This window comes from Mesorhizobium sp. BR1-1-13, assembly GCF_020165515.1.
Taxonomy (GTDB): domain Bacteria; phylum Pseudomonadota; class Alphaproteobacteria; order Rhizobiales; family Rhizobiaceae; genus Mesorhizobium.
Genome location: NZ_JAIUIH010000021.1, coordinates 1 through 25,264, shown reverse-complemented (window position 1 = coordinate 25,264; position 25,264 = coordinate 1). Strand labels below are relative to the sequence as shown.

23 protein-coding genes and 1 pseudogene are annotated in these 25,264 nt (G+C 64.3%); 19 read left to right on the top strand and 5 right to left on the bottom strand.

All coding sequences use genetic code 11. The features are described from left to right. Positions 1-2 precede the first annotated feature (2 nt). The 4 genes from LB533_RS29275 (at position 3) to LB533_RS29260 (ending at position 1,943) form a co-directional block, all read left to right on the top strand. Positions 3-755 carry a GNAT family N-acetyltransferase gene (locus LB533_RS29275; protein ID WP_140640617.1) on the top strand — a complete coding sequence of 251 codons (753 nt, stop codon included), beginning with the start codon at positions 3-5 and terminating at the stop codon, positions 753-755. A gap of 8 nt (positions 756-763) precedes the next feature. Further along, complete coding sequence (locus tag LB533_RS29270; protein WP_140640334.1) at positions 764-1,186, top strand: (deoxy)nucleoside triphosphate pyrophosphohydrolase; 423 nt, start codon at positions 764-766, stop codon at positions 1,184-1,186. Positions 1,187-1,339: 153 nt separating this feature from the next. Then, complete coding sequence (locus LB533_RS29265) at positions 1,340-1,654, top strand: hypothetical protein (RefSeq protein WP_140640336.1); 315 nt, start codon at positions 1,340-1,342, stop codon at positions 1,652-1,654. A 109-nt stretch (positions 1,655-1,763) separates the two neighbouring features. Beyond that, a complete protein-coding gene (locus LB533_RS29260) occupies positions 1,764-1,943 on the top strand; it encodes a Flp family type IVb pilin (RefSeq protein WP_140500916.1) in 180 nt (59 codons plus the stop codon). 27 nt (positions 1,944-1,970) lie between these two features. Here LB533_RS29260 and LB533_RS29255 read toward each other — a convergent pair whose 3' ends face one another. Next, a complete protein-coding gene (locus LB533_RS29255; protein ID WP_224678813.1) occupies positions 1,971-2,843 on the bottom strand; it encodes a methyltransferase domain-containing protein in 873 nt (290 codons plus the stop codon). A gap of 65 nt (positions 2,844-2,908) precedes the next feature. Here LB533_RS29255 and LB533_RS29250 point away from each other — a divergent pair, with 65 nt between their 5' ends. From LB533_RS29250 to LB533_RS29235, 4 genes are read left to right on the top strand one after another with little or no spacing between them, the layout of a single operon-like run. After that, the gene (locus tag LB533_RS29250; RefSeq protein WP_224678822.1) at positions 2,909-3,709 is read left to right on the top strand and encodes a ComF family protein; all 801 of its coding nucleotides are present in this window, start codon (positions 2,909-2,911) and stop codon (positions 3,707-3,709) included. Positions 3,710-3,736: 27 nt separating this feature from the next. Further along, positions 3,737-4,006, top strand: a complete 270-nt coding sequence (gene grxC / locus LB533_RS29245; RefSeq protein ID WP_140500918.1) for a glutaredoxin 3 — start codon at positions 3,737-3,739, stop codon at positions 4,004-4,006. Positions 4,007-4,016: 10 nt separating this feature from the next. Next, a complete protein-coding gene (locus LB533_RS29240) occupies positions 4,017-4,877 on the top strand; it encodes a carbon-nitrogen hydrolase family protein (RefSeq protein ID WP_140640340.1) in 861 nt (286 codons plus the stop codon). Further along, the gene (locus LB533_RS29235; RefSeq protein ID WP_140640342.1) at positions 4,874-5,299 is read left to right on the top strand and encodes a DUF1178 family protein; all 426 of its coding nucleotides are present in this window, start codon (positions 4,874-4,876) and stop codon (positions 5,297-5,299) included. Before LB533_RS29240 ends, LB533_RS29235 begins: the two co-directional genes overlap by 4 nt. Before the next feature lie 4 nt (positions 5,300-5,303). Here the strand turns inward: LB533_RS29235 and LB533_RS29230 are convergent, their stop codons facing one another. Beyond that, positions 5,304-5,789 carry a MarR family winged helix-turn-helix transcriptional regulator gene (locus LB533_RS29230; protein WP_140625588.1) on the bottom strand — a complete coding sequence of 162 codons (486 nt, stop codon included), beginning with the start codon at positions 5,787-5,789 and terminating at the stop codon, positions 5,304-5,306. 99 nt (positions 5,790-5,888) lie between these two features. On the opposite strand from LB533_RS29230, the gene LB533_RS29225 reads away from it, so the two are divergent. After that, complete coding sequence (locus LB533_RS29225) at positions 5,889-6,803, top strand: DMT family transporter (RefSeq protein ID WP_140640344.1); 915 nt, start codon at positions 5,889-5,891, stop codon at positions 6,801-6,803. A gap of 6 nt (positions 6,804-6,809) precedes the next feature. On the opposite strand, the gene ubiG is transcribed toward LB533_RS29225, so the two are convergent. Further along, a complete protein-coding gene (ubiG, locus tag LB533_RS29220) occupies positions 6,810-7,559 on the bottom strand; it encodes a bifunctional 2-polyprenyl-6-hydroxyphenol methylase/3-demethylubiquinol 3-O-methyltransferase UbiG (RefSeq protein ID WP_140513840.1) in 750 nt (249 codons plus the stop codon). 219 nt (positions 7,560-7,778) lie between these two features. Here ubiG and LB533_RS29215 point away from each other — a divergent pair, with 219 nt between their 5' ends. The 9 genes and pseudogenes from LB533_RS29215 to LB533_RS29175 all read left to right on the top strand — a co-directional run bounded on the left by LB533_RS29215 (position 7,779) and on the right by LB533_RS29175 (position 20,345). Then, complete coding sequence (locus tag LB533_RS29215; RefSeq protein WP_411970915.1) at positions 7,779-8,345, top strand: putative glycolipid-binding domain-containing protein; 567 nt, start codon at positions 7,779-7,781, stop codon at positions 8,343-8,345. Between the two features lie 210 nt (positions 8,346-8,555). Beyond that, complete coding sequence (locus LB533_RS29210) at positions 8,556-9,809, top strand: aspartate kinase (RefSeq protein ID WP_140640348.1); 1,254 nt, start codon at positions 8,556-8,558, stop codon at positions 9,807-9,809. An 80-nt stretch (positions 9,810-9,889) separates the two neighbouring features. After that, positions 9,890-12,160 carry a phosphoenolpyruvate--protein phosphotransferase gene (gene ptsP / locus LB533_RS29205; protein ID WP_140640350.1) on the top strand — a complete coding sequence of 757 codons (2,271 nt, stop codon included), beginning with the start codon at positions 9,890-9,892 and terminating at the stop codon, positions 12,158-12,160. 10 nt (positions 12,161-12,170) lie between these two features. Beyond that, complete coding sequence (gene prfA, locus LB533_RS29200; RefSeq protein WP_140500926.1) at positions 12,171-13,250, top strand: peptide chain release factor 1; 1,080 nt, start codon at positions 12,171-12,173, stop codon at positions 13,248-13,250. Beyond that, a complete protein-coding gene (gene prmC / locus LB533_RS29195) occupies positions 13,243-14,115 on the top strand; it encodes a peptide chain release factor N(5)-glutamine methyltransferase (protein ID WP_140640352.1) in 873 nt (290 codons plus the stop codon). The genes prfA and prmC overlap by 8 nt, the downstream gene beginning before the upstream one ends. A gap of 304 nt (positions 14,116-14,419) precedes the next feature. Further along, entirely contained in the window at positions 14,420-15,358 is a 939-nt protein-coding gene (locus LB533_RS29190; RefSeq protein WP_140640354.1) for a DUF4167 domain-containing protein, read from the top strand. 218 nt (positions 15,359-15,576) lie between these two features. Then, positions 15,577-18,183: an ATP-dependent chaperone ClpB gene (gene clpB, locus LB533_RS29185; RefSeq protein WP_140500939.1), complete on the top strand. Its 2,607-nt coding sequence runs from the start codon at positions 15,577-15,579 to the stop codon at positions 18,181-18,183. A 61-nt stretch (positions 18,184-18,244) separates the two neighbouring features. Further along, positions 18,245-18,610, top strand: a pseudogene (locus LB533_RS29180) (MmcQ/YjbR family DNA-binding protein). A 250-nt stretch (positions 18,611-18,860) separates the two neighbouring features. After that, on the top strand, positions 18,861-20,345 hold the full coding sequence (locus LB533_RS29175; RefSeq protein WP_224678812.1) for a L,D-transpeptidase family protein: 1,485 nt from the start codon (positions 18,861-18,863) through the stop codon (positions 20,343-20,345). A 113-nt stretch (positions 20,346-20,458) separates the two neighbouring features. Here LB533_RS29175 and LB533_RS29170 read toward each other — a convergent pair whose 3' ends face one another. Then, positions 20,459-21,091 (bottom strand): TMEM175 family protein, encoded by a 633-nt coding sequence (locus LB533_RS29170; protein WP_140640358.1) that lies wholly within the window; start codon positions 21,089-21,091, stop codon positions 20,459-20,461. 184 nt (positions 21,092-21,275) lie between these two features. On the opposite strand from LB533_RS29170, the gene LB533_RS29165 reads away from it, so the two are divergent. Beyond that, a complete protein-coding gene (locus tag LB533_RS29165; RefSeq protein ID WP_140640360.1) occupies positions 21,276-22,829 on the top strand; it encodes an MFS transporter in 1,554 nt (517 codons plus the stop codon). 17 nt (positions 22,830-22,846) lie between these two features. Here the strand turns inward: LB533_RS29165 and LB533_RS29160 are convergent, their stop codons facing one another. Continuing rightward, positions 22,847-24,817, bottom strand: a complete 1,971-nt coding sequence (locus tag LB533_RS29160) for a M23 family metallopeptidase (protein ID WP_181169393.1) — start codon at positions 24,815-24,817, stop codon at positions 22,847-22,849. Positions 24,818-25,264: the final 447 nt, after the last annotated feature.

The following is a 25,264-nucleotide window of genomic DNA, read 5'->3' as shown; positions in this document are numbered from 1 at the left end:
GCATGCTGGCGACAGTGCGCCGCTATGAGGCGGCCGGGTTCCGTGCCTGGCCCGCGGCGGCAGTCCACTATGACGGCACCTGGGTGGTGCGGCTGACGGCCGGGCATCCGGCCAAGCGGCTGAATTCGGTCAATCCGCTCGATCCCGGCGACACCCAGCACATCGCCGATCGCATCGGCCGCGCCAGCCGCCGTTTCGATGCCTATGGTAGGCCGCTGACCTTCCGCATGTCGCCGCTATCGGGTCCGGATCTGGCCAGCCATCTCGACCGCGAGGGTTGGAGCCGGTTCGACGAATCGCTGGTGATGCGGCTGCCGCTGGCCGATGCCCAGCTCGATGCCGCCATGGACCAGATCCCGTTGAAGGACATCAGCCGCTTCATCGGCGCGTCGCTGAAGGTCAGCGGCTCGGACGCGTCGCTGCGGCCAGGCCTGTCGGAGATCATCGGCGCCATCCAGCCCGAAGCCGGGCTGTTCGCGCTCGAGGATGGAGCGGAACCACTGGCGACGCTGATCTGCGTCCATGATGGCGATCTCGCCGGCCTGTTCGAGGTCGCCACTGACAAGTCGGCACGCAACAAGGGCCACGGCCGCAACCTGATCCTGTCGGCGCTGAAATGGGCGCGGCTGCGCGGCGCGCGGGAAGCCTGGCTGCAGGTCGAGGCAGGCAATGTGCCGGCGCTGGCGCTCTATCATTCGCTCGGCTTCGACGAGGTCTATCGCTACCACTACCGCCGGCCGCCTGTTCATGGGTGAAATCGGGCATGAATGATGTGACAATCGCCGGCAAGCGCCTGCTCCTGGTCGCCGCCTGCGCCCTGGTCGACGCCGACGGGCGCGTGCTCCTGGCGCAGCGGCCCGAGGGCAAGCAGCTTGCCGGGCTGTGGGAGTTTCCCGGCGGCAAGGTCGAGCCCGGCGAAACGCCGGAGCAATGCCTTATCCGCGAACTCTATGAGGAGATCGGGATCGAGACCGAGATCCCGTGCCTGGCGCCGCTCACCTTCGCCAGCCATAGCTACGACGATTTCCATCTTTTGATGCCGCTGTTCATCTGCCGCCGCTTTCGCGGCATCGCCCAGCCGAAGGAGGGGCAGGCGCTGAAATGGGTGCGGCCCAAGCAGATGCGCGACTACCCGATGCCGCCGGCCGACGCTCCGCTGATCCCGTTCCTGGTCGACCTTCTGTAGGCGAAACAGAACTCCCCCCTGCGGCCGAGCGGAGCTGCAACAGCCAGCATTGCCGCATGAGCCAGCATTAATGGAAGATTTATCTCATCATGAAAAATTGATGCAAGGCTGCCTCGTCGCGGCCGTGCCGGCGATTTTCTGGGGAGCGACAGCATGAGCCTTGAAAGGGAATGGGACTCTATCCGGCCCGACCGCAGCTTTCGCGCCGCGGATGCGGGCATGGGCGTGCTGCGCGTCACGCTGCTGTTCGGTTCGGCCGCGGTGGCGCTGGCCCTGATCGCAACGCCTTTCCTCGACAGCCAGACGCGCGCGCAGCCTATCCGCGACTTTGCCGGCGGTCTCGACATGACAGCCACTGGTTCGATCACTCGTCGCGATATCTATACCGTGCGCCGCAGCGTGCTGCAGCCGCAGCCTGATTCGGTCTGCATCATCCGATCCGACGGTCGGACCAGCGGCGACTGCTGATCGGGTCCAAGACGTTTTCAGAGGCGGCGGTTTCATCGCCTATTAAGCCTGTGCCGTTAACCTTTCTTAACAGGTCGGCGGTATGGTTCCGGCAAGAGGGATCGACGTGATGAAAACAGTGCTGCTGCGTTTCCTGAACGATGAAAAGGGCGCCACGGCCGTCGAATACGGCTTGATCGTCGCCGTACTGTCGCTGACGATCGTCGGCGGCATCAGCCAGGTCTTCAACGCGATCACCTGGCTGTTCAGCGACAATGGCAGCAGGCTTGCCAACGCTTTCGCACCCTGATCTGGCTGTCCGCGTCCGCGGACACTGTCATTGCCCCTTAGGCTGCTCCAACACAGTCTTCAGCGAGACCTTGGCCGAACCCGGCTTGAGCGGCTTTTGCTGCGATGCATCGGGCGCCCAGCCGGACATCCAGACCATCGAAAAGCTTGCGCGGATGCGACCGTCGGGATCCGAAAACCGCTCGGCGTAGATTTGCGCGGCGCGGGCGAACAGCTGGCGTGTGCCCGGCCGCCGGCTGCGATCGGCAAGCGCGCTGGTTTCGCCCATGGCACGCAAATCGGCCATCAGGTTGAAAAGGCTGTCATAGCGCACCGTCACCGTCTCGACATCGGCGACCGGCAGAGCGAGGCCGGCGCGCTGCAGCAGCGCTCCCGCGTCGCGAACGTCGGTGAACGGAATGACGCGCGGGCTGGCGCCGCCGTAAAGCTCAGTCTCGGCGGCCAGCAGGCTTTCACGCAATTCGCCGAGCGTGCCGGCGCCGGCGAAGGCGCCGAGGAAAAGCCCGTCCGGACGCAGCGCACGGCGGATCTGCACCAGCATACCGGGAATGTCGTTCATGGCCTGCAACGAAAGAAGCGACACCGCCAGGTCGAGGCTTTGCGGCTCGAACGGCACGGTTTCCAGCGGCGCGACCATGCCGGCGGAATCGCCCAGGAAAGCCGCATCCGCCTCGATACGGACGATGTCCGCCACCTTGCCGCTCGCGGCGAGGATGTCGGCTGCGGCCGACGTCTGGCAAAACAGCACCGCCGCCTTGCTAAACCTGCGCTCCACGGCACCCAGCCGGTCGGCAAGATCGTCGGCACTGCGCCGCATCAGGAAATCCGCGCCGCCGACCGGATGATCGAGCGCGCGCCGCTTGTGCGCCAGCCACAGTGAGGTGTCCATTATCGGCAGCAAACGGGCAGATCCTTGTTTGTCCATTCCCCGATGGAGTTGATATAGTGGCGCGCAGCACCCACCACGTGGCCGATCCCATGCCCAAGATCAAGCCTCTGGACATCAGGAACCTTGCACGGCCGGCGGCGAACTGGCCGGCGCGCATCCTGTTCCCGCCGGTCTGTGCCGGCTGCCGCAGGCATGTCTCGCAGCCCGGCGTTCTGTGCGGGGTCTGCTGGCCGAAGCTGCGCCTCCTGGAGCGGCCCTGGTGCCCGGTGATGGGCACGCCCTTCACCCACCATATGGGAGAGGGCTTCCTGTCCGCCGAGGCGATCGCCGATCCGCCGCCCTTCGAGCGGGCGCGGGCGGCCGTCGCCTATTCCGGCGTCGCCCGCCAGATGGTGCAGGGGCTGAAATACCAGGATCGCACCGACCTGGCGCCGTGGATGGCGCGCTGGATGCTGCGCGCGGGCGCCGACCTCATTGCCGAGGCGGATGTCGTGGTGCCGGTGCCACTGCACTGGCGGCGTTTTTTCAGGCGGCGCTTCAACCAGTCGGCCGAACTGGCGCGCGCCGTTTGCGAATTGAGCGGCCTGTCTTTCGCACCTTCCGCCATGCGGCGGGTGAAACTCACCCGCCAGCAGGTCGGGCTGGAGCGGCAACAGCGCGAGGACAATGTGCGGGCCGCCTTTCGCGTGCCCGCCGAAGCGGAAATCGAGATCGCCGGCCGTCGCGTGCTTTTGATCGACGACGTCTACACCACGGGCGCCACGGTTCGCGCCGCCAGCAAGGCGCTGAAAAAAGCAGGGGCCGGCGCCGTCGACGTGCTGACCTTCGCACGCGTGCTGCCGGGGGACTTTCGGGCCGACGAGTCCACGACTATATAAGTCGGCAACAAACAGTGGAAATTCGTCATGGTCGACGTCACCATCTATACACGCATGATGTGCGGCTACTGCACGGCCGCCAAGCGGCTGCTCGAGCGCAAGGGCATCGCCTATACGGAGCATGACGCGTCGTTTTCGCCGGAACTGCGCCAGGAGATGATTTCGCGCGCCCATGGCCGCACGACCTTTCCGCAGATTTTCGTCGGCGACACGCATGTCGGCGGCTGCGACGACCTCCACGAGCTGGAGGCGCAAGGCCGGCTGGACAAGTTGCTCGCCAATGGCTCGACGAATTGAGGATATGACGATGGGTGTTTTCAAGGCGGCCGCGATCCAGATGCGTTCGGGCGAGAGGCCAGAGCGCAACGCAATCGAGCTCGAGCGGCTGGTGCGCGAAGCAGCCGGCCAGGGGGCCAGCTACATCCAGACACCGGAAATGACCGGAGCGCTGGTGCGCGACAAGAAGGCCGTGTCTTTCACCTCAGAGGACAAGGACATCATCGTCGCGACCGCCCGCCGACTGGCCCGCGAACTTGGCGTCCACCTGCATGTCGGCTCGACCGCCATCCTGCGCGCCGACGGCAAGCTCGCCAACCGCGCGCTGCTGTTCGGACCGGACGGCGCCACGCTCGCGTCCTATGACAAGATCCACATGTTCGACGTCGATCTCGACAACGGCGAGAGCTGGCGCGAATCCGCTACCTACGAGCCCGGCACGGAGGCGGTCGTCACGGCCATCGAAGGCGCCAAGCTGGGCTTTGCCGTCTGCTATGACCTGCGGTTTCCGCAACTGTTCCGCGCCGAGGCGCTGGCCGGCGCCGACCTGCTTTCCGTGCCCGCCGCCTTCACCCGCCAAACCGGCGAGGCGCATTGGCACGTGCTGCTCAGGGCCCGCGCCATCGAGAACGGCGCCTACGTCGTGGCCGCTGCGCAAGGCGGCCTTCACGAGGACGGCCGCGAAACCTATGGCCACTCGCTGATCATCGATCCCTGGGGCCGCGTCATCGCGGAGGCGGCGCACAATGAGCCGGCGGTGATCGTCGCAGAGATCGACCCGGCGCAGTCGCTGGCGGCTCGCAAGAAGATCCCCAATCTGAAAAATGCGCGGGATTTCGCCGTCAATGCCGGTTCGTCCGAGGCATCGCGTCTCAGGGGAGCGGCCTCTTGATCCGCTTCTCCCTGATCTGCGAAAACGAGCACGAGTTCGAGGGCTGGTTCCGCAGCAATGACGATTTCGACACGCAGAAGAAGCGTGGCTTCGTCGATTGCCCGACCTGCGGCTCGCGCAAGGTGGAGAAAGCCCTGATGGCGCCGGCCGTGTCGACGGCGCGCAAGCAGGAAACGATAGCGCTCGCCATGGGCGAGGCGCAGAAGCAGGCGCTGGCGCAACTGAAGGCAATGGCCGAGAAGGTTCGCGAGAATGCCGATTATGTCGGCGACAAATTCGCCGAGGAGGCGCGCAAGATCCATTTCGGCGAGACCGACCCGCGCGGCATCTATGGCGAGGCGACGCTGGAGGAGGCCAAGAGCCTGGCCGAGGACGGCGTCGAGTTCATGCCGATCCCGGTGTTTCCAGAGGATCGGAACTGAGCGGTCAGCTCACGCTGCCGATCAATTTTTCAAGCAGGCGCGAAAGCGTTTCCCGTTCGGCTTGCGTCAGGCCGGAAAGGATCTCGTGCTCGTTGGCGACATGGGCAGCAACGGCCTCGTCGATCAAAGCGAGACCTTTTTCAGTCAGCCGCACGACGATGCCGCGCCGGTCGTTGGGATGCGGACCGCGCACGATCAACCCTGAGGTTTCGAGCCGGTCGAGCCGGTTGGTCATGGCGCCCGAGGTCACCATCGTCGCCTCGTAAAGGGCGGTCGGGGTCAGCGCGTAGGGCGCGCCCGAGCGGCGCAACGTAGCCAGCACGTCGAATTCGCCGGCCTGCAATCCATAGCGCGCAAACAACGGCGCGAGGCGCTCGCGGGCAATCAGCGAGGACGCTTCATTCAACCGCCCGATCACGCCCATCGGCGAGACGTCAAGGTCCGGCCGCTCCCTGTTCCATTGTTCGATCGCTTTTGCCGCCCTGTCCATCTATTCCGCCCATGTATCTTGACGTTAAGAATCTTTTCGTTATCTTATCGGAAAATGAAGTGGCGGCCAAGTGCCGGCGACGATGACGAGGACCATCAGATGAAATTTCTCTGGGATTCGGCGCTTGGCCTGCTGGTCGTGACAGGCGCTCTGCTTGGCCTGACGCTGCCGTTCGGCAAGCTTGCGACCGCCGCCGGCGTTCCAGCCATGGTCTGGGCCTTCGTCATCTCGCTCGGCGCTGGCGGCGTGCTGTTGCTGGCTCTCCTGCTGCGTGGCGAGCGCATCAAGCTAACGGTGCGCAAGCTGCGCTATTTCCTCGTCACGGCGGCAGTGTCTTATGCCTTTCCAAACCTCTTGATGTTTTCGGCCATCCCGCATCTCGGTGCGGGATACACGGGCATCATGTTCACGCTGTCGCCGGTGATCACGCTCGTGTTCTCGATCGTGCTTGGCGTGCGGCGCCCCAACCTGCTCGGTGTGATCGGCATTGCCGTCGGCTTCATCGGTGCGGTCATGGTCGCGCTCACACGCGGCGAGGCCGGCCAACCGGCCGATTATTTCTGGGTAACGATCGGATTGCTGATCCCGGTCAGCCTTGCCGCAGGCAACATCTACCGCACCGTCGACTGGCCCGAAGGAACCGGCCCGATCGAGCTTGCCGTGGGCAGCCATCTGGCGTCGGCGACCTTGCTTCTCCTCGGCATCCTGATGCTTTTCGGCTGGCAAGCGTTTGTTCCGCTGGGCGCGGTACCGCTTGTGGTCGTCGCGCAGATGGCGTCGGCTTCGGCAATGTTTGCCTTCTTCTTCCGGCTGCAGGCGGTGGGCGGCCCGGTCTATCTCAGCCAGATCGGCTATGTGGCGGCGGCCGTCGGGCTGTTTGCCGGCACGATCTTCCTCGGCGAGCACTATCAGCTGCTGACCTGGGCAGGCGCTGTCATCATCACGGCCGGCGTGTTCATCACCACCAAGGCGCAAAGCCGGACCAGCGCGAGGGCGCAGAGTCAGGCGGCGTGAGCCGGTTCAGACCGTGCCCTTTTCCGCCAGCACCATGTAGTTGACGTCCATGTCTTTCGACCGCTGCCAGCGGTCGGCGAGCGGGTGGTAGACGACGCCGGTGCGGTCGATGACGGTCAGGCCGGCGCCGCCGAGCGCCTTTTCCAGCTCTTCCGGGCGCACCAGCTTGCCGAACTGATGAGTGCCGCGCGGCAGCCAGCGCAGCACATATTCGGCGCCGATGATGGCCAGCCCTAGCGCCTTCAGCGTGCGGTTGATCGTGGCCACGAACATGATGCCGCCGGGCTTGACCATCTCGCCGCATTTGGCGACGAACAGGTCGATGTCGGCGACATGCTCGACCACTTCCATATTGAGAATAACGTCGAATTTTTCGCCAGCGTCGGCCAGGTCCTCGGCCGTGGTGGCGCGGTAGTCGATCGTCACGCCGACTTCGGCGGCGTGCAATTTGGCCACTTCGATATTGGTGGCGGAAGCATCGGCGCCGACCACTTCGGCGCCAAGCCGCGCCATCGGCTCGCACAGCAGGCCGCCGCCGCAACCGATGTCGAGAAAGCGCAGGCCCTCGAATGGCCGTGCCGCGCGCGGATCGCGGCCGAAGCGCGTTGCCACCTGGTCGCGTATATAGGCAAGCCGGATGGGGTTGAACTTGTGCAGCGGCCGGAACTTGCCGTTCGGGTTCCACCATTCGGCGGCAAGGGCGGAAAAGCGCTCCACTTCTCCGGCATCGATCGTCGATCGTCGGGGCTCTGGCATCGATTGGTCTCCTCGGACGCTAGCAAGTCGGGCGTGGGGGTGGGAAAGTCAAGGCTGCATTTTCGCCTGCTGACGGTACGCGGGCCGGCACTGCCGACAAGCGCCCTCTATTGCCGGCGGTGCCCTGTCAGGACATGTCAGCTCGGGGGCACCTCGGCCGAAACAAAAAAGCGGCGGCGTGCGAAAAAAGGAAAATCGTGTTGAGAAAAGGAGATGGCCGTGATTCAGACCGCATCGATCCTTTGGCGCAGGCTCGACCTTGAAGGTCACGATTCCTGCATGCTCTCGCAGCGGCCCGGCGGGCACCGCCTGAAGGGGCAGGCCATCTTCCTGCAAGACGACAAGCCGTGTTGCATCGCCTATGAGGTGGATTGCGATGCCGGCTGGCACACGCGCTCGGCACGGGTCGAGGGCTTTCTCGGCCCGCAAGAGCTTTCCCTGGGGATCGAACGCCGCGCCGACGGCTCCTGGGCGCTGGATGGCGAGCCGCAGCCGGAGGTGGCCGGCCTGATCGACGTCGACCTCGGCTTCACGCCGGCTTCGAACCTCCTGGCGATCCGCCGGTTCGCGCTCGCCGTCGGCGAGGCGACGCCCGCGCCGGCCGCCTATCTGGCCTTTCCCGAGCTCAGAATGACGCGGCTCGACCAGACCTACAGGCGCCTCGACGCGGCCCGCTATGCCTATGCCGCGCCGGCGTTCGGCTATGAGGCGGTTCTGGAGGTCTCTCCACTCGGCTTCGTGCTCGACTATCCACATTTGTGGAAAAGCATCGTGCGCCCGGGTTGACGCCCGTCGCCGCGGGGGCCTTGCCGGTTGGGCCCTGCGCAAAATGAAGTTACCGTCCAGCCCGCGCGCGGCGCTCTTCTTATGAGCCGTCGCTTGCGAAGCCTGGATGTTTTGGCTAAGGAGGCCGCGCATTCAGCGGCCGGCGCCAGCCGGGCGCTTTCCTCGGTTTTTCGGCCCAGAGCCGGCTTCAGTCAAAGGCATTTCGCTTCCATGGCGCGTATCGTGATGAAATTCGGCGGAACCTCCGTCGCCGACATCGCCCGCATCCGCAATGTGGCGCGTCACGTCAAACGGGAGGTCGATGCCGGCCACGAAGTGGCGGTTGTGGTCTCGGCAATGGCCGGCAAGACCAACGAACTGGTCGGCTGGACGCGCGAAGCCTCGCCGATGCACGACGCGCGCGAATATGATGCCGTCGTCGCCTCCGGCGAGCAGGTGACGGCAGGCCTCCTGGCGATCACCTTGCAGAACATGGGCGTGCACGCCCGCTCCTGGCAGGGCTGGCAGATCCCGATCAAGACCGACAACGCGCATGGCGCGGCACGCATCCTCGACATCGACGGCGCTTTCCTGGTCAAACGCTTCGGCGAGGGCCAGGTGGCCGTCATCGCAGGTTTCCAGGGCATCGGACCGGACAACCGCATCGCAACGCTTGGTCGTGGCGGCTCCGACACCAGCGCGGTGGCGATCGCGGCCGCCGTCAAAGCCGACCGTTGCGACATCTATACCGACGTCGACGGCGTCTACACTACCGATCCGCGCATCGAGCCCAAGGCGCGGCGGCTGGCCAAGATATCGTTCGAGGAAATGCTTGAAATGGCCTCGCTCGGCGCCAAGGTTCTGCAGGTGCGTTCGGTCGAGCTTGCCATGGTGCACAGGGTGCGTACCTTCGTGCGGTCGTCCTTCGACGATCCCGACGCGCCCGGAATGGGGGATTTGCTCAATCCGCCCGGAACGCTTATTTGCGACGAGGAAGAGATCGTGGAACAGCAGGTCGTCACCGGAATTGCCTATGCCAAGGACGAGGCGCAGATTTCGCTGCGCCGTGTCGGCGACCGGCCGGGCGTCGCCGCCGGCATCTTCGGGCCGCTGGCCGAGGCCAACATCAACGTAGACATGATCGTCCAGAACATTTCCGAGGACGGCAAGCTTACCGACATGACCTTCACCGTGCCCTCCGGAGACGTCGACAAGGCGCTGGCCGTGCTCGACCGGCTGAAGGCCGATGTCGGCTACGACGTCGTCCAGTCGGAAGCCGGCATGTCGAAGGTCTCGGTCATCGGCATCGGCATGAGAAGCCATGCCGGCGTTGCCGCCACCGCCTTCAAGGCGCTGGCCGACAAGGCGATCAACATCCGCGCCATCACCACCTCCGAGATCAAGATTTCGATACTGATCGACGGTCCTTACACGGAACTCGCGGTTCGCACTTTGCATTCCGTCTACGGTCTGGATAAGCAGTAGCAGACTGAATCAGTTGTTGCGTGCGTGCCGGCGGCGGCCGAAACTGCGCCGGCAGGAAGCCTATTGGAGAAGAAGCCGCGATGCGTGACCCGGCCAGTGGCCCGCGCGTTCTGCTGAAACGGCTCCGCGAGCTCATGCAGGAGCCGCTGGAGCCGCAGGAGCGGCTCGACCGCATCGTGCGCGACATTGCCTCCAACATGGTCGCCGAAGTGTGCTCGCTCTATGTGCTGCGCGCCGATTCCGTGCTCGAACTCTACGCCACCGAAGGCCTGAACCCGAACGCGGTGCACCTGGCGCAGCTCAGGCTGGGGCAAGGCCTGGTCGGCACGATCGCCGCCAGCGCGCGGCCGCTCAACCTGTCCAATGCGCAGGAACATCCGGCCTTCGCCTACCTGCCGGAAACCGGGGAAGAGATCTACAATTCCTTCCTCGGCGTGCCGGTGCTCAGGGCAGGGCGCACGCTGGGCGTGCTGGTGGTGCAGAACAAGACCATGCGCCATTACCGCGACGACGAGGTCGAGGCGCTGGAAACCACCGCCATGGTCATCGCCGAGATGATCGCCACCGGCGATCTGGCGCGACTGACCAGGCCCGGCCTCGAGCTCGACCTGCGCCGCCCCGTCAGCTTCACCGGCCTGTCCTTCAATGAGGGCGTCGGGCTCGGCCATGTCGTGCTGCACGAGCCGCGCATCGTCGTCACCAACCTGTTCAACGAGGACAGCGAGGAGGAAGTCCGCCGGCTCGAGGCATCGCTCGGTTCGCTCAGGCTCTCCATCGACGACATGCTGGAACGCCGCGACGTCGCCTTCGAGGGCGAGCACCGCCAGGTGCTGGAAGCCTACCGCATGTTCGCCAACGACCGCGGCTGGGTACGGCGGCTGGAAGAGGCGATCCGCAACGGCCTGACGGCGGAAGCTGCGGTCGAAAAGGTGCAGAGCGACATGCGCGCCCGCATGCTGCATATGACCGATCCTTATCTGCGCGAGCGGATGAGCGATTTCGACGATCTCGCCAACCGGCTTCTGCGCCAGCTTATGGGACGCGGGCCGGAGGATGTCGCGGCCTCGCTGCCGAAGGACGCCATCATCGTCGCCCGCTCGATGGGCGCCGCCGAACTGCTCGACTATCCCCGGGACAAGCTGCGCGGGCTGGTGCTCGAGGATGGCGCCGCCACCAGCCACGTCGTCATCGTCGCGCGCGCCATGGGCATTCCCGTCGCCGGGCAGATGAAGGGCGCCGTTTCCATGGCGGAAAATGGCGATGCCATCATCGTCGACGGCGAGGAAGGCGCGATCCATCTTCGTCCACAGTCGGATCTCGAAGCCGCCTATGCCGAAAAGGTGCGGTTCCGGGCGCGCCGGCAGGAAGTCTACCGCGAACTGCGCAAGAAGCCGTCGGTGACCAAGGATGGCGTTGCGGTCGACCTTTTGATGAATGCCGGGCTTGCCGTCGACCTGCCGCAACTGGCCGAGTCGGGTGCCGCCGGGATCGGCCTGTTCCGCACCGAATTGCAGTTCATGGTCGCCTCGACCTTTCCCCGTGCCGAGGCGCAGGAGCGGCTCTACCGCGACGTGCTCGATGCCGCGCGCGGCAAGCCGGTGACCTTCCGCACCATCGATATCGGCGGTGACAAGGTGCTCCCCTATTTCAAAGGCGCCATCCAGGAGGAGAACCCGGCGCTCGGCTGGCGGGCGATCCGCCTGACGCTGGACCGTCCGGGATTGCTGCGCACCCAGATACGCGCCCTGCTCAAAGCCTGCGGCGGGCGGGAGCTCAAGCTGATGCTGCCGATGGTCACCGAGCTTGGCGAGATCGCCCAGGCGCGCGAAATCATCGACCGCGAGGTGCGGCATCTGTCGCGCTTTGCCCATCATTTGCCGACCAGCCTCAAGCTCGGGGCGATGCTGGAGGTGCCGTCCCTCCTGTTCCAGCTCGACGAGTTGATGAAGGCGGTCGACTTCGTCTCGGTAGGCTCGAACGACCTGTTCCAGTTCGTGATGGCGGTCGACCGCGGCAACACGCAGCTTTCCGATCGCTTCGACACGTTGTCGACGCCGTTCCTGCGGGTGCTCAAGACCATCGCCGATGCCGGCGCCCGCAACCACACGCCCGTCACTCTGTGCGGCGAACTCGCCGGCAAGCCGATCTCGGCAATGGCGTTGGTCGGCCTCGGTTTCCGCTCTATCTCGATGTCGCCCGCTTCGATCGGTCCGGTCAAGGCGATGCTGACCGAATTGCCGCTGGAGGCGTTGAAAGCGTTCTTCGACGACAATCTGATGGCGCCGGCCCAGGGGCTGCCGATGCGGGCGCTGCTGCAGGCCTTTGCCGACGACCGCTCAATTCCGTTATAGCACCTTTACAATGATCTCCCTTCCCCGCGACCGCATGGATCAAGTCGTCAAGCGTTTCGAAATGCTCGAAGCGCAGATGTCGGCTGGCCCGGCGCCGGATGCCTATGTGAAGATGGCATCGGAATATGCCGAGCTCCAGGAGATGGTTGCCAAGGTCAGAGCCTTGCGCTCGGCCGAGCAGGAGCAGGCCGATCTCGAGGCGATGCTCGCCGACAAGGGCACCGATGCCGAAATGCGGGCGCTCGCCGAGGCCGACCTGCCAGAGGTCGATGAGCGCATCGAAGCGTTGCAGAAGGACATCCAGATCCTGCTCTTGCCCAGGGATGCGGCCGACGACAAGAACGCCATCCTGGAAATCCGCGCCGGCACCGGCGGCGACGAGGCAGCATTGTTCGCCGGCGACCTGTTTCGCATGTATGAGCGCTATGCCGCTTCGCGCGGCTGGCGGTTCGAGACGGTATCGGCCAGCGAAGGGGACGCCGGCGGCTATAAGGAAATCATCGCCACGGTTTCCGGCAAGGGGGTTTTCGCGCATCTGAAATTCGAGTCCGGCGTCCACCGGGTGCAGCGCGTGCCCGCGACCGAGGCCAGCGGACGTATCCACACCTCGGCGGCGACGGTGGCCGTGCTGCCCGAGGCGGAGGAAGTCGACATCGACATCCGGGCCGAAGACATCCGCATAGACACGATGCGCGCGTCGGGTTCGGGCGGCCAGCACGTCAACACCACCGATTCGGCGGTGCGCATCACCCATTTGCCCACCGGCATCATGGTGGTGCAGGCGGAGAAATCGCAGCACCAGAACCGGGCCAAGGCCATGCAGATCCTGCGGGCCCGACTCTACGACCTGGAACGCAGCAAGGCCGACGAGGAGCGCTCGGAATCGCGCAAGTCTCAGGTCGGCTCCGGCGACCGCTCAGAGCGCATCCGCACCTACAATTTTCCGCAAGGTCGCGTCACCGATCATCGCATCAACCTGACGCTCTACAAGCTCGACCGGGTGATGATGGGCGAACTCGACGAAGTCATCGACGCGCTGATCGCCGACCACCAGTCGAAGCTGCTCGCCGATATCGGCCTCGATGGCTGATCCTTTGCCCCAGGCACTGGGGCCGCTGCTGCGGGCAGCGAGAGCGCGCCTGGCCGCGGCCGATGATCCCGCGCTCGATGCGAGACTGATCGTGGAGCACTTTTCAGGCACGACCCGCACGCAGGCCATTGCCGATCCCGAACATGCGGTCGATGCCGCCGCTCTTGTCCAGATCGACCGCGCCTTGAGGCGCCGCGCGGGCGGCGAGTCGGTGCACCGCATACTAGGCTATCGGGAGTTCTACGGGTTGCGGCTGTCGCTGTCGCCGGAAACGCTCGAGCCGCGGCCCGACACCGAAACGCTGGTCGAGGCCATACTGCCCTTCGTCAGGGCAACCGTCATGCGCGAGGGCGAGTGCCGCATCCTCGATCTGGGAACCGGCACCGGGGCCGTCGCGCTGGCGCTGCTCAGCGCCGTGCCGGCAGCGGTTGCCATAGGGGTCGACCTCTCGGAGGGGGCGCTGAAGACAGCAACGCGCAATGCTGCGCAATTGGGGCTTGGCGACCGGTTCACGACGCTGCTGTCCGACTGGTTCGAAAAAGTTTCTGGCCGATACCATGTAATTGTCGCAAACCCTCCCTATATACGATCGGAAGACATCGGAAATCTGCAGGATGAAGTCCGCGATTTCGACCCGCGCCTGGCCCTGGATGGCGGCGCGGATGGGTTGGGCCCTTACAGGGTCATCGCCGCTGAGGCGGCTAAGTTTCTGGAAGCCGGAAGCAGGATTGCGGTCGAGATCGGCTACACACAGCACATCGACGTCACCGCTATATTTCGCTCGTTCGGCTATGCGGTCGCCGGTGCGTTCGGCGACCTCGGCGGAAACGACAGGGTTCTTGTCTTTCAACGGGGAAAGCCTTGACGCAGTGCGAAAAAAACCGCTTGGCAATGCCGGGGAATGCGGCTAGGGTCGCCTTAACCGGATGAGACGAAGCAGGCAGTGCTCTTAGCGATTCGGTTTTCCTTGGAAATAGCTGCCTTCTTGCGCAAACGACGCCCAAGCTTCGTGCGGGAATCGTCCGGCAAGTGATGTAACCGGAACAGGATGGCACGTGGCGCCAACGCAATTGATGCGGGCGAACGCCGGTGAAGAAACGAAACGGCTGGCTGCATGAGCGCCACCGTTCGTGAAGAGTTTTCGAAAATTTCAATATGAAGAGAGTCGAATGAGGCCACAACAGCAGAACAGGCGCATGCGCGGTCGCAACAACAATGGCGGCGGCAACAACAACAATAACAACAACCGCAAGGGGCCAAATCCCCTGACGCGCAACTACGAGAGCAACGGCCCGGACGTGAAGATCCGTGGGTCTGCTCAGCAGATCGCTGAAAAATACGCCACCCTTGCCCGTGATGCGCAAAGCTCCGGCGACCGGGTGATGGCGGAGAACTATCTCCAGCACGCCGAGCACTATAATCGCATCATTGCCGCCGCGCAGGCGCAGATGCCGATCCAGAACGTCCAGCAGAATCGCGACGAATTCGACGATGATGGCGATGAGGATCGTGACGAGTTCGACAATGCCGGCAACGCCGGCAACAACGTTGCGGATGCGCCGGTTCCGGTGATCAACCACGGCGCGGGTCCGCAGCCGGTTATCGAAGGCATGCCGGCCGAAGTCGCGCTGAACCGGGAAAACGGCCGCGATCGTGATAATCGCGATCGTGATAATAATGGCGGGCGCAACAGTGGCGGCCGCGACAACAATGGCGGACGCCATCGCGACCGCCGCCCCAATGGCGGCTATGGCCAGAACAGCCAGCGCGGCGATTATGGTTCGTCCGCCGAGCAGGGTGCCCAGCAGCAGCGCAACGAGACGGCCGAACAGGCCGAGGTCGCCACGCCAGCCGAATCCGCCGCGCCGGTCGAGCAGGCGGCGCCGCTGTTCGAGAACCTGTCGCCGGCCGGGCTCGCTGCCCAGGCCGAACTCAATGAGACGGCCGCGGAGACTAGTCCCAGCCGTCGTCCGAGGCGCCCGCGCCGCCCGCGCGGCAATGCCGACCAGATCACCAGCGGCAACGACAATGCCGGCGCTGGCGAGGTGGCCGCGGCGCCAACGGACAATGGCAACGCCGACACAGCGGTCGCCGACATCGACAACTGAGCGGCGACGCTTCCATGCATTTAACGGCGGAGAGAAATCTCCGCCGTTTTCGTTTGCGCGGCTGTGGAATATTATGCTTTCGCAGCCATCGAGACGTCTTGAGGGTTCGCGGGTTGCGCACCATATCAGCCTCAACTGGACCCGGCTCCAACGGGCGGGTCCGTCACCGCAATCTGATCCGGTGCCGCAAAGCGGGCCGGTGATGGAAGGAGACAGGTATGAATCTCGAGAAATACTCGGAGCGCGTGCGCGGCTTCATCCAATCCGCGCAGACCATGGCGCTCTCGCGCAACCACCAGCAATTCACCCCCGAACATATCCTGAAAGTGCTCGTCGATGACGACGAGGGTCTGGCTGCGTCGCTCATCGAGCGCGCCGGCGGCAGCGTCCGCGACGTCAAGCTCGGCATCGAGACGGCACTCGAAGCAATGCCCAAGGTGGAGGGCGGCAACGGCCAGCTCTATCTGGCACAGCCGCTGGCCAAGGTGTTTTCGACGGCCGAGGAACTGGCCAAGAAGGCCGGCGACAGCTTCGTCACGGTCGAAAGGCTGCTGACGGCGCTGGCAGTCGAGAAATCGGCCAAGACATCAGACATACTGGCCAAGGCCGGCGTCACCGCGCAGGCGCTCAACCAGGTGATCAACGACGTCCGCAAGGGCCGCACCGCCGATTCGGCGAATGCCGAACAGGGCTATGACGCGCTGAAGAAATACGCGCGCGATCTCACCGCCGATGCCCGCGCCGGCAAGCTCGATCCGGTCATCGGCCGCGACGACGAGATCCGCCGCACCATCCAGGTGCTGTCGCGCCGCACCAAGAACAATCCGGTGCTGATCGGCGAGCCGGGCGTCGGCAAGACGGCGATCGCCGAAGGCCTGGCGCTGCGTATCGTCAATGGCGACGTGCCGGAATCGCTGAAGGACAAGCAGCTGATGGCGCTCGACATGGGCGCGCTGATCGCCGGCGCCAAATATCGCGGTGAGTTCGAGGAGCGGCTGAAGGCCGTGCTTTCCGAGGTCACTGCCGCTGCCGGCGGGATCATCCTGTTCATCGACGAGATGCACACCCTGGTCGGCGCTGGCAAGGCCGACGGCGCCATGGATGCGTCCAACCTCCTGAAGCCGGCGCTGGCGCGCGGCGAACTGCACTGCGTCGGCGCCACCACGCTCGACGAATACCGCAAGCATGTGGAGAAGGATGCCGCACTCGCCCGCCGCTTCCAGCCGGTCTTCGTCGAGGAGCCGACGGTGGAAGACACGGTCTCGATCCTGCGCGGCCTGAAGGAGAAATACGAACAGCACCACAAGGTGCGCATTTCCGATTCGGCGCTGGTCGCGGCGGCGACGCTGTCCAACCGTTACATCGCCGACCGGTTCCTGCCGGACAAGGCGATCGACCTCGTCGACGAAGCCGCTTCGAGGCTTCGCATGCAGGTCGATTCCAAGCCCGAAGCTCTGGACGAGATCGACCGCCGCATCATGCAGCTCAAGATCGAGCGCGAAGCGCTGAAGGTCGAGAAGGACGAGGCTTCGAAGGACCGGCTTGCCCGGCTCGAGAAGGACCTCGCCAGCCTCGAGGAGGAATCGACCGAGATGACCTCGAAGTGGCAGGCCGAGAAGCAGAAGCTCGGGCTCGCCGCCGATCTCAAGAAGCAGCTTGACGAGGCGCGCAACGAACTGGCCATCGCCCAGCGCAAGGGCGAGTTCCAGCGCGCCGGCGAGCTTGCCTACGGCAAGATCCCGGAACTGGAAAAGAAGCTGAAGGAAGCCGAGGCCCAGGACGGCAAGGCCGGCATGGTCGAGGAAGTGGTCACGCCCGATCATGTCGCCCACATCGTCTCGCGCTGGACCGGAATTCCGGTCGACAAGATGCTGGAAGGCGAGCGCGACAAGCTGTTGCGTATGGAAGACGAGATCGGCAAGCGCGTCGTCGGCCAAGGCGAAGCGGTGCAAGCGGTTTCCAAGGCAGTGCGGCGCGCCCGCGCCGGCCTGCAGGATCCGAACCGGCCGATCGGCTCGTTCATGTTCCTCGGCCCGACCGGCGTCGGCAAGACCGAACTGACCAAGGCGCTGGCGAACTTCCTGTTCGACGACGAGAGCGCGATGGTGCGCATCGACATGTCGGAGTTCATGGAGAAGCATTCGGTTGCCCGATTGATCGGCGCGCCTCCCGGCTATGTCGGTTATGAGGAAGGCGGCGCGCTGACCGAAGCGGTGCGGCGCCGGCCCTACCAGGTCGTGCTGTTCGACGAGATCGAGAAGGCGCATCCCGACGTGTTCAACGTGCTCCTGCAGGTGCTCGACGACGGCCGGCTCACCGATGGGCAGGGCCGCACGGTCGACTTCCGCAACACGTTGATCATCATGACCTCGAACCTCGGCGCCGAATATCTGGTCAATCTGGGCGAGGACCAGGATGTCGACCAGGTTCGCGACGAGGTGATGAACGTCGTCAAGGCGTCGTTCCGGCCGGAGTTCCTCAACCGCGTCGACGAGGTGATCCTGTTCCATCGGCTGCGCCGGCAGGATATGGGCCGCATCGTCGAAATCCAGCTCAAGCGGTTGGAAAACCTGCTGGTCGACCGCAAGATCACGCTGTCGCTGGACCAGGAGGCGATCGACTGGCTGGCATCCAAGGGTTACGACCCTGCCTATGGCGCGCGGCCGTTGAAGCGGGTGATGCAGAAGGACCTGCAGGATCCGCTGGCTGAGAAGATCCTGCTCGGCGAGATCCTCGACGGCTCGACCGTCAAGGTAACGGCCGGCTCCGACCGGCTGAACTTCCGTTCGAAGCCGACGGTCGTCGCGACCGAAGCGGCAGCCTGATTGAACGCCGCGCGCCGGGCAGGGCGCGCGGTTTTTTTCATGTCATTCGGCAGGAGCGCGCATGACGCTGGACGACTATAACGGCTTCTGCGCCTCGCTGCCCGCCACATCGCATGTCGTCCAGTGGGGCGGCGCCCATGTCTGGAAGGTCGGCGCCAAGGTCTTTGCCATCGGCGGCTGGAGCGAGGGCCGCGACCCTTCCATTACCTTCAAATGTTCCGATATTGCCTATGATGTGCTGAAGGAGCAGCCGGGCTTGCGGCCCGCACCCTACCTTGCCTCACGCGGCATGAAATGGATCCAGCGCCAGACAAGCTAGAGCATGGATGATGGCGCGCTAAAGGATTATCTGCGCGAGAGCCATCGTCTTGTCGCGCTGAAGCTGACGAAGCAGGCGCGAAAGGAACTGGGACTTGCCGGAGGCTAGAGCGCGTCACGTTCGACGGATTCAGGCGACGCGCTTTAGCTCTTTGTTCTATGCATGTCGTTCACCCCAAACCGGGCCGCTTTTGGACGATATGCATTTAGCTGATATTCCTCGAGGCGCCGGAAAACCGCCATCTTCATGCCCGGTTCATATTGGAACCTTATGGTCGGGCGGTGGTTCGCTGGCGAAGGACTCGCTACGCGCGGAAGCCGCCGGCCACGGCAATTACGGACCGGAGAGTTTGCCCACCATGTTGCGGACGATCTTCACCCTTTCGGCACTTGCGGCCGGACTGGCGTTTTCAAGCGCGTTCGCCGCGCCGACCGAGGACGCTTCGCCGCGGGTCGTCCGCCCCGCTGATGACGGCGGCATCCTGCTGGCCCAGGACGGCAATCTCGACATCTATTACGACGCCAGGGGCAACCGCGTCATCGTCGATGCGGACACGGGCAAGGTCATCGCCATCCAACCGCCGCAGACCAGGCTCGACCGACGCGCGCTGCGCCGCGAGACACGGCTGCGCGAACTCGGCCGCGTCCCCGCCGACGACGACCGCTACTATCTCGACGATCCGGAAGACATGGCACGCTTCCGCCGCAGGCAGATGGAAGACGAAGGCCGGGTCATCGCGCCGCCCGTCCAGGAATATGATCCCTATGGCGACAATTCCGTCGAGGCCTACCCGCCGGCCCCCGGCGGCGACGAGGACAACTATCCGGAAGTGCCGCAGCCGGCAACGCCGCCCTCCATCAAGCGCCAGCCGCTGAACGAGGCCTCGATAGAGCCGGCCCAGCCCACGGCTCCCGCCGCGCAGCCGGCGCCCGCAGACGAGGCGGGATTACCGCCGAAGGCGGGAGGCAAGACTGTGGTCGACCCGTCGCTTTCGCTCGGAGCACGCCAGGATGTCGCGGCTCTGCAGGTGCTGCTTGATCGCGGCGGCGCTTCGCCTGGCGTCATCGACGGACGCTTCGGTTCGAATGTCGACAAGGCGCTGGCGGCCTACAACCAGATCACCGGCAGCAATCTGCGATCGACCGACGCCGTCGGCATCCAGGCGGCCCTTGCACAATCGGGCGGCGATGCCTTGGCCAACTACACGATCACTCCCGAGGATGCGGCCGGCCCCTACGTCGCGTCGATCCCGGAAGATTACAGCCAGAAGGCGCAGCTCGACCGCATGGGCTATACGTCCGTCGCCGAAGCGCTTGCCGAGCGCTTCCACATGGACGAGAACTATCTCAAGGCGCTCAACCCGGAAGCCAATTTCAACCGTCCCGGAACGATCATCAAGGTCGCCAATTTTGGCAGACTGGTGTCGACGCCGGTGGCTCGCATCGTCGCCGACAAGGGCAAGAAAGAGGTCTTTGCCTATGATGCGGCGGGCAAGCTGGTCGCGGCCTATCCCGCCACCATCGGCTCGTCCGACACGCCGTCGCCGTCCGGCGTTCATGCCGTGTCCCGTGTCGCGCTCGATCCGAACTACACCTACAATCCCAACATCAATTTCAAACAGGGCGAGAACAACAAGGTCCTGACCATTCCGCCCGGCCCGAACGGCCCTGTCGGCTCGGTGTGGATCGCCTTGGACAAGCCGACCTACGGCATTCATGGCACGCCGGATCCCTCGAAGATCGGCAAGACCGAAAGCCATGGTTGCGTGCGGCTGACCAATTGGGATGCCCGCGAACTGGCCAAGCTGGTTTCGCCCGGCGTGACGGTGGAATTCGTCGACTGAGACCATGCGGCGTTCGTCGCTGGTTAGAGCGGTTCAGTGTTCGATAGACTTCCGAGCCGCTCCAGCGCTACACGTTTTTCTCGGGAAACCGCCACGTTTTTCCTGGAATTGCTCTACCCGATAATCCTGCGCAACCATTTCGCGCTCGGTGTCGCGGCATAAATCAGCTGCACCATGAGAATGAAGCCGACGCTGAGCAGCGGGGTAACCAGACAGAGCAGGGCGCCGACCGCCCACAGAAGCTGCGCCTTGACGATGCGCAGGTGGACCGTGCGTTTGGTTTCGGCGTCGACATCATCCGCCAGAAAGCCATTTTTCTCCGCATAGTGCCAGCTGGCGATCAGAGTGACGCCGAGCATCAGCAGGTTGAGCCAATAGACGGCGACCGCGGTTCTGAACTCAAGGAAGTCGGCCAGAAGATCGGTCGAGAACGGCAACAGGGCGATAAAGGCGAGAAAGCACAAATTGAGCGTCGCCAGCCGCCTGTCGGATCTGGTGATCAACCCATGCTGCGCCTGCTGGCCGAACCAGAAGATGGTCAGCGTCAGGAAGGAAAGCGCATAGGTCAGGAAGCGCGGCGCCAACGCCAGGACGGCGTCGATGAGATCGCCTTCGGAATGGATCGCCTCGTGCGTCGGCACACGAATCTCCAGAACGATCAGGGTCAGCGCGATGGCGAAGACGCCGTCGGTCAGCCCGACGACGCGGTGGAGCCCGGACTGGGATGGTTCGAGCGGTCGCTTCATCGATTTTCTCTCCTGTCTGATCGGCTCCCGTCCGATGCCGCGTGCAAAGCTTAGCATGCCGGTATTTGTTTGCACCTGGGTGAGCCGGCACCTGCCAATGCGGCCAGGTCGCAGCGCAGCTGGTTTCAACGACCGGGACCGCTGGCTGGTTGTTGCGGGCGCGCTGCGGGTTTATGCAGGTTGCATGCATTCACCGAGCAAAGCCGCTGCCGTCCCGCCGCCGACCGCCAACGGTACGTTCTGCCCGCAGTCGCAGCGGCGCTATGTGCTGATCGCCGCGATCCTGGCTTCAGCGCTTGGTTTCATCGACGGTTCGATCCTTGCCATCGCCACGCCGGCAATCCGCGTCGATCTCGGCGCCAGCCTGGCGCAAGCACAGTGGATATCCAATGCCTACGCGCTGACGCTTTCGGCGCTCATCCTTGCCGGCGGTGCTGCGGGCGACCGCTTCGGCCTGCGCCGCGCATTCGTCGCTGGCATCGCGCTGTTCATCGCCGCTTCATTGGCCTGCGCGCTGGCGCCCAATCCGGCGGTGCTGATCGCGTTTCGTGCAATCCAGGGCGTCGGCGCGGCGATCATGGTGCCGGGCAGCCTTGCCATCATCGCCAAGGCCTATCCGAAAAAGGAGCGCGGCCGCGCAATCGGCATCTGGGCCGCCGCTTCGGCGCTGACGACAGCGCTCGGTCCGGTGCTGGGCGGTTTCGTGCTGTCGACCCTCGGCAATGGAATCTGGCGTGCGATATTTGCCATCAACCTGCCGCTTGGGCTGGTTTCGATCTACCTGCTGCTCGCCAAGATCCCGGCGGATCGGCCGACCGAAAAGCGCAGCCTCGATCTTGGCGGCGCGGCGCTGGCGACACTGGCCTTCGGGTTGCTGGCCTACGGGCTGACGGCGATGAACGCGGAGGCTGCCGGATTCATGTCGGGTTCGGCAATCGTTGCCGGCGTAGTCCTGCTTTTCGTCTTCATTTTCTACGAGCGCCGGCAGCGCGAGCCGATGATCGATCTCAATCTGTTTCGCATCGGCGCCTTCGCCGGCGCCAATCTCGCGACCTTCTTCCTCTATTTCGCGCTGTCGGCCAATCTTTTCTACCTGCCCATGCTTTTGATCGCCGGCTGGGGGCTGAGCACGGCCGAGGTCGGCTTCATCTTCCTGCCGCTGTCTGCATTGATCGCACTGCTGTCTGGGCCTGTCGGCCAGTGGTCCGACCGGATCGGACCGCGTTTTCCGATCGCCAGCGGCAGTCTGGTGGTTGCCTTCGCCTTCGCCGGGCTTGGCTTGTTGACGCATGCCGGTATCCACAATTTCTGGACCGGAACATTTCCGCTGATGGCGCTGATGGGGTTCGGCATGGCGCTGGTGGTGTCGCCGCTGTCGACCGCGATCATGACGGCGGTGGAAGACAAGGATACGGGCGCGGCCTCCGGTATCAACAATGCCGTCTCGCGCATAGGCGGCCTGATCGCGGTTGCTGCTATGGGGTCGCTTGCCGCCTGGGTCTACGCGAAGGCCCTGGATGGCAGCGCCTTGCCCGGCGTGCCGGGGTTCGGTGAACCGGCGTCGACCGGACTGGCCCCGGCTGTCGACGCGGCAAGGCTTGCCGCCAGCGACGCCGCATTCTCGGCTGTTTCCTTTGTAACGGCGCTGCTTTGCTTGCTTTCGGCTGTCATCGCCTGGATGACGATTTCAGGCGAATCATTGCCATGGCGCCGGCCCGCCGAAAATCCTCGCGACTGACGGGTGGATCGAAGGAACTATCCTTCGATCTTGGCGCTCGCGACCTTTAGCGAATCACTGTCTTCCTGCTTCAGCAGGTCGTCGATGCGCTCGCGTTCACGCTTGAAGGCGACAAGGTCGTCGCCCTTCAGCACCTTGCCGACCGGCAGGCGGACGCGCATCGGATCGACCTTGGTGCCGTTGACGATCAACTCGTAGTGAAGATGCGGGCCAGTGGCGAGGCCGGTCTGGCCGAGATAGCCGATGGTCTGGCCCTGGCGGACGTGAACGCCCGGTTCGATGCCTTTGGCAAAGGCGCTCTGGTGATTATAGGAGGTCTCATAGCCGTTGGCATGGCGAATGATGATCTGCTTGCCATAGCCGCCGGCCCAGCCGACCTTCTCGATGACGCCATTGCCGGCGGCGATGATCGGCGTGCCGATGGGGGCTGCCCAGTCGACGCCGGTATGCATGCGGACATAGCCGAGGATCGGGTGCCTGCGCGCGCCAAAGCCGGAGCGGAACTTTCCGGCGGGCAACGGATTGCGCAACAGGAACTGCTGGGCGCTCGAGCCGTCCTCGTCGAAATAATCCGTGCTGCCGTCCTGCATCTGGAAGCGGTAGAAATTGCGCGTCTGTCCGCCGAAGGTCGCCGAGACGTAAAGCAGTTCGGAATTGTCCGAGGTCTGGTCGTCGCCGTCGGGCTGCGAGAACAGCACTTCGAGACGGTCGGCCGGGTTGAGGCGGGACTGGAAGTCGACGTCTGAGGCCAACAGCTTGATCAGCCGCTGCGTCATGGCCTTGGACATGCCGTAGGAATAGGCGGCACGGTAGATACCGTCATAGACGTTGGGCAGGTTACCGCGCACCACCACCGGCGCCGACGAATCATCGAACGCCGTCAGCAACTCCGGATTGGGCTCCGGTTCCTGCGCGGGCACATACTGGCCGCGATCGTCGAGCGCTATGGTGACGATATGCTGGGTCCGGTCGTAGACGCTGGTGCGCACGACCTTGGCGGCGTCGCCATGAACCTCGAGACCGACACGCAGCACGGTTCCAGCCTTGAGCGCCGGGGCATTCAAGAGCTTGGTGATCGCCTCGGCCATGCCTGCGGCGTCCTCGCCCGTATAGCCCGAATCTGCGAAGGCTTCCGTGATGGCGAGATCCTTGGTGAAAGGGATGATTTCCTCGGCGAAGGCCGGTGCCTGATCGTCGGCGTTGGCACGCGGCGCGACCGAAACGTTTTCCGGCACGATCCTGACGTCGTAGGAGCCGGCCATGCTCTCGGCAAAGGCCTCGCCAAATCGCTGCGGGTCGACATAGTGGAGCGAAGCGACCTGGACGGCGCCGTCGCTGAGATCGGTGCCGGCCTCGCGCACTACCTTTTCCACCTCGTCGGCGGAAAGGTCGCTCTTTTCATCGAAGGAAGCCGTTTCAATGGGGAAATCGACGGTCTTCAGGCTCATTTCGCTTTCGACCTTGGTGCCGTAGATCTGGCCCGGCGTAGCGGCGGCCGTCGCCGGTTGCGCCGATGCGTCGTCACCGTCGTCGCCGAACACCTGCATCGGATCAAAGGGCGGGTAGGGTCGGTTGGTGGTATGGCCGGCCGCCAATGCCATCTTGATCTGCACGAAAGGCATGGTGTGGATGACATCGCGGTCGCCGACCTTGGTGACCATCGACACTTCCATGCGTCGACGATCCTTGGCCTTGGCGATCTGGCGTGGCGCCACCAGCCTGGTGGTCTTGGCCATCTCGCCCGAATCGCCATTGCCGGCGAGGCCGATCAGTTCGGCGATCTCAGGTGGCGTCGCCAGTTGCTGGCGCCCGTCGAGGGCGGCGAACAGCGCCACGCCCATCAGCACGCTTGAGGTCACGCCGGTCAAAAACGTGCCCGACAGCCAGCGCGCGGAAACCTCGCGCCGGTCGGGGGGGCCACTGCGGCCGTCCGCAATAAGCGGCGGCTCGTTGCCGAGTTCGGCTATGACATCTTCCGTATCTGGCATCCAGAAAGGCTGCTTTTTCCCCGGGCGGAACGGCTTGTCGCTTTTGTTGTGGCCATGACATTTGCCTGTCACGGCAGGTTAAGTCAACGAAGCCTCGGGCCCCGGTCGAATTCCCCTCGCGCGCTTCTCTTATAGAGCGCTCTGCAAAGAGGGCGGCGTTCCCCCTATCGAGGGCTCATCGCACACCTCTATATGAGGCTCTCAAAAGAGGCACCGCGCCGCTGCGCTGCGCCCGCTTTGTTGGTGCTGGTGTCGAACGGCAATGCGGCGGCAATAGGGCTCCTTCGTGGCTGGATACTCCTTGACGTCCTGTTCCCCAACGGCAGCCAGCTATCGACAAATCGGGCCTGAAATTTCTGTCGCAAAAAATTCAAAAACATCTGAGATCGGTGTTGACAGTTTGTCAGGGTGGCGACTATATACGCCTCACGAACGAGGGCGGTGCGC